Source organism: Marinobacter sp., assembly GCF_044799475.1.
Taxonomy (GTDB): Bacteria; Pseudomonadota; Gammaproteobacteria; order Pseudomonadales; family Oleiphilaceae; genus Marinobacter.
Genome location: NZ_CP085217.1, coordinates 3,741,354 through 3,755,226, shown reverse-complemented (window position 1 = coordinate 3,755,226; position 13,873 = coordinate 3,741,354). Strand labels below are relative to the sequence as shown.

10 protein-coding genes are annotated in these 13,873 nt (G+C 59.7%); 2 read left to right on the top strand and 8 right to left on the bottom strand.

Translation table 11 applies throughout. The annotated features are described in order from the left end of the window. The first annotated feature begins 19 nt into the window (after window positions 1–19). Window positions 20–1,381 carry a DUF1329 domain-containing protein gene (locus LG327_RS17205; protein ID WP_404363796.1) on the top strand — a complete coding sequence of 454 codons (1,362 nt, stop codon included), beginning with the start codon at window positions 20–22 and terminating at the stop codon, window positions 1,379–1,381. Between the two features lie 238 nt (window positions 1,382–1,619). Next, the gene (locus LG327_RS17200; RefSeq protein ID WP_404363795.1) at window positions 1,620–4,322 is read left to right on the top strand and encodes a LuxR C-terminal-related transcriptional regulator; all 2,703 of its coding nucleotides are present in this window, start codon (window positions 1,620–1,622) and stop codon (window positions 4,320–4,322) included. A gap of 28 nt (window positions 4,323–4,350) precedes the next feature. On the opposite strand, the gene LG327_RS17195 is transcribed toward LG327_RS17200, so the two are convergent. From LG327_RS17195 to LG327_RS17160, 8 genes are all read right to left on the bottom strand, one after another. Then, window positions 4,351–5,256: an acyltransferase gene (locus tag LG327_RS17195; RefSeq protein WP_404363793.1), complete on the bottom strand. Its 906-nt coding sequence runs from the start codon at window positions 5,254–5,256 to the stop codon at window positions 4,351–4,353. Window positions 5,257–5,331: 75 nt separating this feature from the next. Beyond that, complete coding sequence (locus LG327_RS17190) at window positions 5,332–6,225, bottom strand: glucosaminidase domain-containing protein (protein WP_404363792.1); 894 nt, start codon at window positions 6,223–6,225, stop codon at window positions 5,332–5,334. Between the two features lie 63 nt (window positions 6,226–6,288). Then, window positions 6,289–8,508, bottom strand: a complete 2,220-nt coding sequence (locus LG327_RS17185; RefSeq protein WP_404363791.1) for a hypothetical protein — start codon at window positions 8,506–8,508, stop codon at window positions 6,289–6,291. 140 nt (window positions 8,509–8,648) lie between these two features. Next, window positions 8,649–9,209 carry a YfaZ family outer membrane protein gene (locus tag LG327_RS17180; protein ID WP_404363789.1) on the bottom strand — a complete coding sequence of 187 codons (561 nt, stop codon included), beginning with the start codon at window positions 9,207–9,209 and terminating at the stop codon, window positions 8,649–8,651. Between the two features lie 128 nt (window positions 9,210–9,337). After that, complete coding sequence (gene yacG, locus LG327_RS17175; RefSeq protein WP_404363788.1) at window positions 9,338–9,562, bottom strand: DNA gyrase inhibitor YacG; 225 nt, start codon at window positions 9,560–9,562, stop codon at window positions 9,338–9,340. Next, on the bottom strand, window positions 9,559–11,847 hold the full coding sequence (locus LG327_RS17170; protein WP_404369523.1) for a response regulator: 2,289 nt from the start codon (window positions 11,845–11,847) through the stop codon (window positions 9,559–9,561). Before LG327_RS17170 ends, yacG begins: the two co-directional genes overlap by 4 nt. 244 nt (window positions 11,848–12,091) lie before the next feature. Then, window positions 12,092–12,823, bottom strand: coding sequence for a tRNA (N6-threonylcarbamoyladenosine(37)-N6)-methyltransferase TrmO (gene tsaA, locus LG327_RS17165; protein ID WP_404363786.1), 732 nt, complete (start codon window positions 12,821–12,823; stop codon window positions 12,092–12,094). Beyond that, window positions 12,820–13,872, bottom strand: coding sequence for a hypothetical protein (locus tag LG327_RS17160; protein ID WP_404363785.1), 1,053 nt, complete (start codon window positions 13,870–13,872; stop codon window positions 12,820–12,822). Before LG327_RS17160 ends, tsaA begins: the two co-directional genes overlap by 4 nt. Window position 13,873: the final 1 nt, after the last annotated feature.

Sequence of the window (13,873 nt, the reverse complement as noted above, 5' to 3'; positions counted from 1 at the left end):
GTTCAACGAGGTATTTTAAATGAAACTGAACAAGACACTGATTGCCACGGGGGTGTTTGCCGCATCCCTGTTCGCTGGCAACGTCTCCGCAGCCGTGTCTGCGGAGGAGGCCGCGAAACTGGGCAATTCCCTTACGCCGATAGGCGCGGAGAAGGCCGGGAACGGCGACGAAATTCCTGCCTGGGACGGTGGCCTGACCAGCATCCCGGCTGGCTACAAGGGCGATGGCATTTACGTTGATCCTTTCAAGGACGAGCAGCCACTGTTCATCATTGACCAGAGCAATGTGGACCAGTACAAGGAAAGGCTTTCCCCTGGCCAGGTGGCCATGATCAAAAAGTACGACAGCTACAGGATGCCGGTCTACAAGACCCATCGGACATCGGCTTACCCTGATGAGATCATGAATCAGACCGTGCAGAACGCCACCAAAGTCGAGCTGGTGGCCGGTGGCAACGGCATGGAAAACTACCAGGAAGCAACGCCTTTTCCCATACCAAATAATGGACTGGAGGCTATCTGGAACCACATCACGCGGTACCGGGGTGGGTCAGTGAGCCGGAACGTGGGGCAGGTCACGCCTACTGCAGACGGCAGCTTCAGTGTCGTCACCTTCCAGGATGAGCTGACCTGGCGTCCGTTCCTGACAGACTACGAGCCTGGTATGGACCCTAATGTCCTGTTCTATTTCAAGCAGGCAATTACCGGTCCGTCCCGCTTGGCGGGTAACGTGCTGCTGGTCCACGAGACCATCAACCAGGTTGAAGAGCCCCGTCGCGCCTGGGTATACAACTCCGGTCAGCGCCGTGTGCGTCGTGCTCCCCAGGTCGCCTATGACGGACCAGGTACAGCCTCTGATGGCCTTCGTACATCGGACAATTTCGACATGTACAACGGTGCTCCAGACCGCTACGAGTGGGAACTGGTGGGCAAGAAAGAGATGTACATTCCATATAACTCCTACAAGCTCACTGACCGCAGCCTGAGTTACGATGACATCGTGCAGGCCGGCCATATCAACCAGGACCTGACCCGGTATGAGCTTCACCGCGTTTGGCATGTTCGCGCAACCCTGAAGCCGGGTGAGCGTCATATCTACGCACAGCGTGACTTCTACATCGACGAAGACAGCTGGCAGGCAGCGGTGATCGACCATTACGATGGCCGTGGCGAAATGTGGCGTGTTGCTGAAGCTCACGGCATGTTCTTCTACGACCAGAAGGTACCCTGGTATGCCATCGAGACCCTGACTGATCTGCTCTCCGGCCGCTATCTGGCACTGGGTCTGACCAATCAGGAAAACAACCCGTACACCTTTGGCATCGAGCGTGCTTCAAGGGATTACACTCCCTCAGCTCTGCGCCGTGCGGCTGGCCGCTAAGCTGGTCTGATCGGGTCGTTGAAACCGGTGCTTCATGCGCCGGTTTTTTTTTGGATGAATTCTCTGTCCAGGAGGTTTTGCTACCAGGCACTCTTTGGTTTAATCTTTGCGCCATAAGACTAAAGGTGTATGCATTGTCGATCGCAAATTCTTCACGCCACAGGCTACGCATATCCGGAAAAGGCAGCCACGCCTCCGGATGTCGCGACAGAGCCACGGCATTCCGATGGGGTAAAGATTGAAACCATTCGATGAAGGCTGGGCGGCCAACGATGAGTACCTTTCGCTGGCCGGCGGTGCCCAGGCTGGTGAGTTGATCTGGGACCTGTTGCAGCACCGCATCAGACGGCCCCGACTGCTCCCGCCCGCAATTGAAATGAGCCGCATCCAGGAACGGCTCGGAGGCGCTCTGCGAAGGGACGGCGTACTGCACCTTGAGGCTCCCGCGGGTTTCGGCAAGTCTCAGGCCCTCGCTCATGCGTTGGCTGGCCAGGCGGAAGAATCCGTCAGCTGGGTGGGGCTCACATCCCATGACAATGACCCCTCCCGTTTTCTTGTGCTTCTCATGCTTGCCTTCCGGCGGCCGGAGCTTAGGCATCAGGCTCTCTCCAAGCCTGTATCCGGTTCCCTGACGGACGCGCTGACCCTGCTTCTGACCACTTTTCGCGCTGACAGATACCCGGAAGAGTCGCTGACCCTCGTCCTGGATGGCGTGGACCTGCTGGTGACAGCGCCGGCCCTGGCGATTCTGGATCTCCTGGTAGGTGAATTGCCGCCAGGGCTCAGGCTGGTGCTGATTTCCCGTCAGCCGCTACCGATCGAAACCCACCGCTATTCCCTTGAGGGCCGTTTTTATCATGTCACCTCGGAGGCCCTTGAGCTGACAAGGAACGATATCCTGACGTTTTTCGAGGATAGCCAGACGTGCAGGCAGTTGACCCAGCATACAATCGAGCATCTGTATGTCCTCACGGAAGGCTGGCTGACCCCCCTTGCCCTTTACCGCCGTGAACTCGAGGACAACCAGCAGGAACGGCTGCCAATACAGGAAACACGGAGTGTCCAGCGTTTTCTCCAGGATACACTGTTTGGCCGGCTGACCACTGGCCAGCAACGCTCCCTCTGTGTAATGGCAGAATACGATGCCATTTCTGATGATCTGTTCACGCAGGTTGCGGATCCGGCCTGCGATCAGGGCTTCACGCCTTCGGCCGCTGTTGAAAGGGGGCTGCCCCTGCGTTCCATCCCTGGCCGGGGCCGATGGTTCAGGTTCAATCCTCTGGCCCGCGACTGGTTGTCTGCGCGTGGCGTTCCGGGGCAGCAGGCAAGGTCGAGAAAGGCCAGCGAATGGTTTGAATCCCGTGGTGATTACGCGGAAGCACTGCGTTACGCCCTGGTTGGTGACGATCTGGATCATGCCCTGAACATTGCATCCGTGGGTTCTGAGGCTCTGCTGGTAAGTCAGGACACGGCATCACTGCTCCGGCTCCGGCGCTCCCTGCCAGCCGATCTGATCCAGAAAAGCCCGCGGCTGCGTCTGGTTTATGGCTGGGTACATGCGATCAGTGGCCAGTTTCTGGAGGCTCGCAGACTGATAGATTCCCTGACTCCGGAGCAGGAACTTGAGCTAGAGGGCAGAGTAGCTGCCCTGAAGGCCTTTATTCTGAGAGGGCAGGGAGACGTTGCCGAGTCGCTGGCTCAGGCCGACAGGGCGCTTGCCCAGCCGGAACTGGCCACCCATGCCCGCTTCATGTCGCTGCTGGTGCGCTCAAGCGCGCTCTGCGCTGAGAGCCGGTTTGTGGATGCCCGCAACGCCAATCGAAAGGCCTCGCGCCTGGCCCGGGAGATCGGGGATGGCGGCTGCGAAATGCTGGCAGTCTACGACCATGCCCGGATCGAGCTGGCAAAGGGTTATGTCAGAAGGGCTGAGCAGTTATTGCGCCATGGGCTGGATGCGGTGATGACTGACCCCAATCGCCCGCCGCGCATAGGTGAGGGCCGCCTCCAGCTCGGCCTTGCCCTGGTGTTATGGCATCAGGGGCGCACGGGAGAATGCGAACGTCTGCTGGTTCATTACGCGCGCTATGCGGAACAGGCCCGGGATCTGGGCTTCCTGGTGATCCTGGCATTACGGGCTCTTATCGCCAGGGCCGGGGGTGATGTTGCGGAAGCTTTCGCCTGGCTGGGACAGGCGGAACGCACCATGCAGCTCTGGCACGTGGATGATGCGGTGTATTCGCCGCTGCTTGAAGCCCTCAAGATCAGCTGCTGGCTAAGCCAGGAGCAGTACGACAGTGCCGGAGCATCACTGGCCAGGCTTCAGGCGTACCGGGGGGAGTGCGGCGTGCCGGAACTCTTTCCCCTGCTACCGGAATTCGTGGACAGCCTCCAGGTCCGCCATGCCCTGGGTCAGAACCGCAGCGAAGCAGCGCGAGCTGGCATAGAGCGGCTGAAAGCGGGGGATCCGCCGTCATATGCCGCCAGCTTCCACGGCGAGCTGCTGGATGTGGTTGTGCAGTTCCAGGCAGGGAAAAAGGACAGGGCCCAGGCGCTTCTGGTGGCAGCCGTGAGCATGGCCTCGGAAGAACATTACCTGAGCCCTTTCATGGAACTGCGCCATGAACTGAAACCGGCAGTGCAGGCGATGCTTCCCGCCCTGGGTGACAGTGATTTCATCCGGGCCATCAAGGCCGTTTTTGGTCTGGACGCAATCGAGGCAGAGCGCATGGCTTCCGCCGGCACACTCGCCGACCCCATCAGCGAACGTGAGCAGGGCGTGCTGGAGCTGATAGCTCGCGGCCTTTCCAACCAGGATATCGCCGACAAGCTGCATATCTCACTGCATACGGTCAAAACCCACGCCCGGCGGATCAACGCCAAGCTGGAGGTCAGGTCCCGAACCCAGGCCATCGTCAGGGCCCGGGAGCTGGGGCTGTTATAGCCTTCGGGGTGGCAATGGCCTGGCAATGTCACGAATTTGCCGATGAGGCTTTCAGCTGCTCGATCAGCTCATCCTTTTCAGCCCAGAGTTCACTGATCCAGGTCTGGAATTCCTGCTGCAGTTCCGGGTCATTGGCGTAATCCATTCCCCGGAACTTCCGGGGGATTTCCATGGTACGGATGTGGACGGTGATGCGCTCCACCCTCCCGCATACATAGTCCCAGAAACTCGGCGCCCCATCGGGATAGAAAATGGTGATGTCCAGCATGGTGTGCAGGCTCTCACCCATGGCCGACAGAACGAAGGCTGTGCCCCCGGCGCGGGGCCGCAGCAGGTTCCGGTAAGGCGAATCCTGTTGGCGGTGCTTTTGAGGGGTAAAACGGGTCCCTTCCATGAAATTGAAGATGGTGACAGGCGTGGTCCGGAACTTCTCACAGGCACGACGGGTGGTCTCCAGATCCTGGCCCCGAAGCTCCGGACGCCTCGCGATCTGCTCTTTTGTGTGACGGCGCATGAACGGAAAATCCAGCGCCCACCATGCAACTCCCAGCAGCGGCACCCATATCAGTTCCTTTTTCAGAAAAAACTTCAGCAGGGGGATGCGGCTATTGAGTACATGCTGGATGGCCAGTATGTCGGCCCAGGTCTGGTGATTGCAGGTCACGAAATACCAGTGCCGCAGGTCAAGGTCCCTGGCACCTCTGACGTCCCACTCAATCCTGTGGAGCAGGTCCGTCAGGCAGTTGTTGAAACCGATCCAGAGCCAGGCAATGCGGTTGAGGGCCAGGGTGCTGAGTTTACGGACCAGTGGCACGGGCACAATCAGCTTGAGAATCGCAAACAGGATCAGCACAGGGAAAAGGATCAGTGTATTAAGCAGAACAAGAAGCACCGCAAGTGAGCCTTTCAGCGGTGCAGGCAGATTCGTCAGCATCGGGCCAGGATCTCCGGCAGGGAAGGTGTTTGTGCATTTCAGCGCCCGGCCTGGCGGCCGGGGCCGGTTTTCCGGTCAGCCTTCGTCCGCCATTGCGGGCAGAAGGGCCTCTTCGGGGGCAGTCGCGAGATTGATCAGTGACGAGCTGTCGGAACCGTCCTGTACCTGCTCGCGATACTTCTCATCGTAGTAGGTCAGATTGTTCTGCTGGATCATGCTGCGGATCTCCCGGATGTACTCAAGCCCCCGCTCTGAATAGCCGATCAGGCCCTGTGCCAGGGCGTGACCGCTGAGAGGCTGGCCCTCCTGGCGGAGCTGCTCACGGGTGTTTCTCAGGGTCTGATAAGCCTGGTGCCGGTTGAGGTTCTGGATGTAGGATCTGGCTGACTGGTAGGCCGATGAGTAAGAGGCCACTTCGTGGCTGGCACCCTCAACCCGCCCCCTGGGGACCAGGCCGCAGCCCTCTGTGAAACACCATTGGCCAAAGAGGTTATTACCTTTGCGGGCGAACCGCGAAGTGCCCCATGCAGATTCATTGGCCGCCTGGGCCAGGATCAGTGACGGTGGAATGACATCCAGCCGGCGTGCAAGCATATCGAACATCTCGTCGCTACCTGGCTCTGCAGGAACACGGAGCCGCTCAGCCTGCTGTACAAGCCAGTTCATCTCCGTTTCGTCCAGCAGGTCTTTCCGGGACAGGTTCATGAGATGCTGCCGCTGGATCATGATCCGCGCATTGGCCAGAACAATCCGGGGATACAGAAAGGAAAAAAAGGCATTTTTCCTGTCCGTGGTGTCGGAATATACCGAAAAGTCCGGTAAAGGAGCGTCTGCCCATTGGGGAAGGGCCGGGAGGCTACTGAGGCGAATATCACCGGAATCAGTTGCGTCGGGTTCGTACAGCATGCCCCAGATGGCAAAAATCACCAGTGGCAATGCGAAAACAGCTAGCCGGATTCCAGTAGACATAAAGCTCCTAGTCAGGTCACGTCGGAACTCCATTATAACAGGTTATGATTTCCCGACGCAGGCTCAGGGCAGAAGCGTGGCCAGCACCAGTCCAAGTGTCTGTTCGCCATCGCGCTGGTCCGTGACCCGCAGAACCATCTGCTCTTGGTCCGCGGATACAAAGCCCTGCAGAACCAGGTCTCCGGACTTGAAGGACACACGCCCCTCGTCCAGATCGGCGTAGATCATATCGATGGTCTGTTCAGCCATGGCGCCAGGCCGTGAAACGCTCTCCTGCGAAACTGTATGCACCACTTCAAAGCCTTTTGTTTCAAGCCTCGCGGTGGCGGCACCGGTGAGTGTGAGGCTGGCGCCGGCAAAGTGGGAAAGCCGGTTGACGTCTGTGCTCAGACCCATGGTCAGGCCCTGCACCCGGTAGCTGCCGGAAGTCGGGAGAGTGGCTGTCTGACGTGCGGCCACAAGCAGGCCGTCGCCGTTTGTGGTGTTGTCCAGGTTAAAGGCCAGGAGAGAGGCATCCGGGGTGCTGGCGCCCACACCGAACTGCGGGCGCTCGCCGCTGTCCAGGTTGGCATCTGTGTGCAGGTTCAGCCGGCCCATGTTCACATCCCCGGAGCTCAGCTGTGACGTCCGGTTACTGAGAACCCGGGCTCCACTTCGGTCCACATCGCCTGGGGTGACCCCACCGGTGTCATCCCGGGTAATCGTCTGGGTGTCGCTCATGCTCTGATGTGCGGTCTGTCCCGAAACCAACCAGGTGCCGACGCCGGATTCAACCCGCACAGGCTCATTCTCGGCGCCAAGTCGGACAGCGAAGCTGACCAGGTTATAGGACTCCCCGTCCATCTGCGTCAGATCAAAATCCTCTGGCGAACTGGATGAGCGCGCAAGGTTGAAATCCAGTGCGGAGAGATAATGATTCTCAAGGGTCTGTTCGCGCTTGAGTTCTCCGGCGCGGGATGTCAGTTCGATGGCCTTGCCGGCGCTGAAGTAGCCATTGAGGACACGGTCCGGGTCCTCTGAGCCGCCGCCAACATAGGCATCAAGGAAGAAGGGGTTACGGGTCCAGCCAATGGTCCGGGAGCTGCCCAGACCGGTAACACTCTGGAACAGGGAGCGCCCGGCCAGCAGCCGCAGATCGTCAGCGACCGTGGCAGCGCCAGGGGAGGTGGACTGGGTATTGAGATCCCAGAAATCCGACAGGCGCGGGAAGAATTCATTGGCTGATGTCTGGGCCACCGTGGCCCTCACATAAGGGATATCGGTGGCCAGCGACGTAATGCGGATATTGAAAATATCGAATGAAGCCAGGGTCAGGCCGGGATAAACAAAGGCGGTGCCGAGATCATCCTGAAGAAACTCTTCCCGTGCGACCCGGGTACCCCACTGTCCTGGCGCCTGGGTGCTGGAGACGAGAAAGCTCTGGCCCAGTTCGATGCCCAGGAAAACCGAATTGTAATCCGCAGACTGGGCCGCAATCTTCCCGGAAGACGCAGCGTCGAGCAGCGCGAAATCCGCCATGGCAGACACGTAGTTGGCAAAATCCGCCCGCTCGTTCAAAACACTTAACGACCCGTTTACGCCAACACCGGATGGAATGTCTATCTCAAAATCCTGGATCTGGTCGGAGAGGGTGGACCAGACAAACTTGTTGAGGCACAGGTTGTCGCCATTGTCGCTGTTGACGCAGTCCATCACCTGATCGAACTGGCTGTCCGTATAGCCGCCAAGGGCATTCTCGACCAGGTATTCGGAAAAGGGGTTGGCCTTGATGTCCCGGTCCGAATCGCTGGCAAAAGCCCGGAACACGGCATTTCCGAAGGATGCCTCCACCACCACATCGGGCCCCAGGGGCTGGCCACTGCCGAATTCGATTACCACCCGTTTGTTTTCCCGGCGTACCTGGCGGGCATCGTTGACGCTACCAAGCTCCTGAAGCCGGTTACTGGTCCGGTAAACCCGGACCTGGTCCGGCTCGACGATGCGGAGGTTGCGCCGGGTAAGCTCGCCATCCGGTGCCAGGCTTCCGGGAACTTCCATGGTCACGCGGACCTGGTTCGCTGCAAGACCCACTGAATTGCTGGAATCCCCGGTACTGGTTTCGGAGAAATCATCGATGGGATTTTTGGCCGGGGGAAAGCTGTTTTTGCTGGCCTTGGCGAGATCAATGGCATCGTCGCCACCACACGCTGACAGTGCCAGCAGACCAGCCAGTGCCAGGCCAGGCAAAAACAGGCGTTGCCAGACTGGCCGGGCAATGGTTCGGGAACCGGTATCAAGATCCATGAAGAGCTTCCTGCAGGATAATATTTTCCGGAAGTCTAGCAGGGGCAGGGGGGCAAAACAGTGAGATGAGGCACGAATCGGAAGGGGCCCGCGGGCAGGGAAGGAACCTGCCGCGGGCCGGGGATCAGGAGGAATAGGGTTTAAAAGAAAATCTTGATGCCGGCCAGTACGCCTTCGTCAAGGTTGATGTCGCCTTTCACGTCTTCCAGATCAGTGTTCAGATACCGGTAGCCTGCAAAAACTTCGGCGTTGCGGATGACCCGGTAGCTCGCGCGCAGCTCCACGCTGGTCATGTCCTCTGAGTCGCCGAATGACAGGATCGAGGGCGCATAATGGAGAGCGCCATGAAGCGAAAGGCCAGGCACGTTGGGAAGGTTTACGGTGCCGAAACCGCCCAGACCCAGGGCGCCGCCATCATAGTCATTGTCATCGTCCCAGCCCAGGGCCTTCACCCCGATGCCCGCGGTGGCCGGAAGGTTGCCCAGCGCCGTGCGTCCCTGGGCGTGAAAGTCCACGTTCAGCAGGTGCCGGCTGCCTTCGTGGTAGGTGTAACCTGTGCCCACCTGGATCTCGGATCTGTTATCGAAAAAATTGACCTGGCCCTTCACCGATTCATTGGTAAGGCTGAGGTCCACGTCGGCGGCAAATGCCGGCACGGCGGCCAGAGACAGGACGAAAAGCGGAATGCGGGAATAGTTCATTGATGGATCCTTGGTACTCGGCGTTAATCGGGTAATGACTGATGAGCCACATGGTAACGGTGGTCCGTCAGGGGCTCAACTTACATTGGTTTAACTGGACTCCCGGCGGGGGGAGGGGGCACCGGCAATCAGCGATTCTTTCTATCCTGGCTATCCTGGCTATCCCGGCTATCCAGATCATCCAGGTGTTGATCAAGATCGTCCGGATCGACGTTTTCCGCGGGCACACGATATTCCTCATTCGCCCAGGCGCCAAGGTCGATCAGCTGACAGCGGTGGCTGCAGAACGGCCGAAAGGTGTTTCCGGTATCCCATTCCACGGGTTTCTTACAGGTGGGGCATTCAACAATCATACGCTTGATTTCTCACAAAACTGTTCCAAAACGGCCCGCAGCATTTCCAGGTTGACGGGCTTGGCGACAAAAGCGTCCATTCCGGCCTTGCGGCACTTTTCCTCGTCCTTTTCCATGGCGCTGGCCGTCAGCGCCACCACTGGCACAGGCCGGTGGCCTTCGGCAGCCTCCCAGGCACGCAGGCGCCGGGTGGCTTCAAAGCCGTCCATTCTCGGCATCTGGCAGTCCATGAGGATGATATCAAAACTGTGCCATTGCCACAGGCTTGCGGCGGCCTCTCCGTCGTTGGCGGTCATTACCTCGCAGCCCAGCTTTTCCAGCAGGCGCCGGGTGAGGGTCCGGTTTACCGGGTTGTCCTCCACCAGCAGAACGCGCATTCGTCCGCATGCGAGCCGGGCCTGGGGCCGCCGGGATACATCCGGCTGCAGGGAAAACCGGGTGAGGAATGTCCGTTCACCGCGGTCAGTGCCTGCAAAAAGCTGATGGAGAATTGGTGCCAGACAGGCATCCCGCAGGGATTTGCTCAGGAAGGCATCGGCCCCGGCACGGCGGAAGTGCTCAGCATCTCCCCGTTGCGGATTGGAGGAAAGGATCAGCACCCGGGTGTGCTGCCAGTCACTGTTGTCACGGATCTGCTGGCACAGGAGGTCGGCATCCATGTCCGGCACAAAGCCGTCCAGAACCACCGCATCGTAAAGCAGCCCGTTGTCGGCCGCCTGGCGAATCATGGTCAGGGCCTCTCCCGCCGAGCGTACCGCATCAATCTGCACTTCATGGCGTGAGAGCATTTCCAGCGTGATTTTCCGGGACAGCTCGTAGGAGTCCACCACCAGAACCCGGCGGCCCCGAAGCAGCCGGGTGTCATGCCGCAATCGGCTGGCGCCTTCCGGAGCCACGGCCAGCGAGAGCTCCACCCAGAATGTTGAGCCCTCTCCTGGCCGGCTCTGCACGTCCAGCCGCCCGCCCATCAGGCTGACGAGCTGGCGGCATATGGTCAGGCCCAGGCCGGCCCCGGACAGCTGGCGCTGGAACCGCTGCCCGAACTGTACGTAGGGCTCGTAGATGAGGGGGAGATGCTCCGGGCTGATACCCACGCCTGTGTCCTCCACAGACAGGCGCAGATGGACGTTGGTACTGTCACGGCCCATGGTCTCAATGCTTATCAGCACATGGCCGGAATCGGTGAACTTGATGGCATTGGAGACCAGATTGAGCAGTACCTGCCTCAGCCTGACCGGATCTCCCCGAAGAACCATGGGCAGGTTCTCATCCACCCGCAGCTCGAGCGTCAGGCCCTTGTCCCTTGCACGGCTTCCCAGCATGGTGACCAGATCGTTCAGGGTTTCCCGGGGGTCGAAGGGTATGTTGTCCAGCACCAGTTTGCCGGCTTCCATGCTGGAGATGTCCAGCAGGTCGTTGATGATGGCAGACAGGTTTTCCCCGGCGTGCTGAAGGGTCTGGACATAGTCCCGCTGGTCGTCGTCCAGCCGGGTGTCGCCCAGCAGGCTGGCATAGCCGAGCACTGACTGGAGAGGTGTGCGCAATTCATGGCTGACGTTGGCCAGAAAAAGATTCTTGGCATCGTTTGCCCGCACGGCTTCGTCCCGTTCGCCCTGGGACTGAAGGCTGGACTGCCGGAGGTTCCGGGCCTCATCGAGCAGCCGCACCCGCATGATATTGAGAGCCTGCTCCATCTCGCTCAGCTCGTCCGGGGTTCGAGGCGGCTTGCGACGCAGCTTCAGGGGTTCAATCAGGGCGTCCAGATTGAGGCGGAAGGTATAGTCCGCCATGGTCTCCAGATGCCGGGAGAGAGTCAGGCGCACAATCAGCAGAAGCCCCAGGCCGCCCGCCATGATGATCAGCGACTGGAACCCCAGGGTCACCAGGGCCCGCTCCCTGAGTTCTTCGTAAACGCGGTCCAGGGAGGAGGTGAGCGTCAGCTCGCCCAGAACCTCTGAGCTGTCCTGAACTCCCGGGCTGTCCGGAACCCGTGAACTGTTTAGAGCCCGTGAACTGCCGCGGCGGGTATTTTCGAACGTCAGGGGGAAGGAATGACTGACTACCTGGCCTTCCGGGTATTCTCCGGCGGTAAATTCTTCCCCGCCCACCATGGTGATACTGGCGTGCTGGATGGAAGGGAGGGTCAGCATGGCGTCGAGAGTATCCGCCGCCTCGCTGTAATTCATCAGCCAGAGGTCGTTGCTCAGGCTGCCGGCCATAAGTTCGACTGTCTTTTTCTGGGTGGTTACCAGTTCGTCCTGGTGATGACCGAATTCCCCCAGCATCTGCAGACCCGTGGCCACCACAGACAACAGCAGGCTGAACGCGAGCACATAGACGAGCAGGCGCGCCGCCAGTGGCCGGATACCGAATTTTCTTGCAAGTGCTGGAAACGTCACTGCACACGTCTTCCCTGTGAGGACCATGTCCGTCCGTGTAACCACCCCCGGGAATGGTGCTGGTCGAGGGTACTGGCTGAGGGTACTGGCCGAAAGTGGTACCGGAGAATAAATTCAGGCCTGAAGCAGTCTAACAGACCGTCAACACCTCGACACCATCTCCACAAAACTGGAACCGCACATTGAGATCGTACAGGTGAGCGCCGTATATACGTGCTTCGTCACGACCCCGGCGGAATGAGGGGCGGGGATCATAGCTCACCACATCCTCGATCAGCCCCCGAAGGTCCGGATAGGCGGCCGGATCCAGACCGGCAAGCTGTTGCTCCGCTTCCGCGCTGAATGTTACCGCCAGGCGCTCCACCGGCGGGCTGTCCGCCCAGCCTATGGAGGCCGAGGGGACCGAGTCCGCAAACGGCAGGTAGGGCTTGATGTCCAGAACCGGCGTGCCTTCGATCAGATCGTGATCCCGGATTTTGAGTATCAGGGACCCGCCTTCACGGCGCAGGCCTTCGTTTCGAACCACAGACAGACCCAGACTGTTGGGCCGAAAAGGCGAGCGGCTGGCAAATACCCCCACCTTGCGGTTGCCTCCCAGGCGTGGTGGGCGTACAACCGGCCGCCACTCGGCTCTCACCGCCTCGTGAAACTGAAAGGTCAGCCACAGGTGAGAACAGGATTCCAGGCCCCGGAAAGCATCCTCCCGGTCATAGGGCGGCTGGATGATCAGGTCCGCCCAGGCGTTTGAGGTCAGGCCTGGCTGGCGGGGCACACCGAATTTATCCCGGAAACAGGAGCGGACAAGGGCAATGGGTGTCAGCGTCAGGGCCTCGGTGGCATCTTTTGAAGGGTGGCGGCTCATCGGCGGATGTCTCCCGAGAACAGAAGTTCTATCCGGAACACGATGGATGCCCGGTCCTCGAAGTCTTCATCCCGGGGGAAGGCGACAGCGGGGATGAGCTCTCCGAATACCCAGTCGCTGTGAAGGCGGTACCGCCAGGTGAGGTCGGCAAAAGGGCTGGTGGTGCGCCAGTTTGGCTTGCTTTCCCCCACAACCCCCACCCTTGGCGCGATGGTGGAACGGTTATTCAGTCGCTTGTAGACGCTGAACACCTGCGACCACTCGAACTGCCGGTCCTCATGGACCCATTCGGTCTCACTGACGCTGACCAGGTCCCAGCCCTTGCCGAGATCCTTCGCCAGACTGAGGCGACTCAGCGCTCCCCAGCCATCTACATGAAAATAGTACAGCCGCTGCTCAAGGGTGAGTCCCCATCCGCTGGGCAGCTGCCACCGGCCACGGGCGCGGGCACGCCAGAAGGCATCCGGCGGAAATCTGAGGCGGGCCCCCACGTCGTTGGACAGATTGATGGATTCAGTCAGCATTGAAATATAGCGAAAGGCCCCGGTGGGCTCCGTATCAGTGCGCTCATCCGGCGTGAGCTGGCGGTCCCGGCGCCGCTCGCCCAGCGGGATGAGTTCCTCGCTTTCGCTCTCAAAGACTACCCGGAGCTTTTCTTCCACCGTGGGAACATCCAGCTTGAACCTTACTTCCGGCTTGAACTGGGCCAGATTCCCGTACGCAGATTCCGTGGCAAAACCGATTCGCAGGTAGCTTTCATTGTTTGGCATGGCATGGGGGCTCCCCGACAGGGTGCGATCAGCCCATGCCCCCAGCCTCTGCACCCTTTCTCCCTGGATCCCCTCCTGTCCCAGCACCCAGTTGGAAAAATCCAGCCAGTAGGAATCTCTGGGCTCACGCCAGAATTCATCCGGATCAAAATCAAAAAAGGACGGTGGCAGCGCCTCTTCAGACAGGTAGGGTTCAGCTTTTGGCTGATCGACAACCTGAAGCGCGTGAGCCGGAAACGGGAGCAATGCAGCCAGAAAAAGGAAAAAGCGATGTTTCACA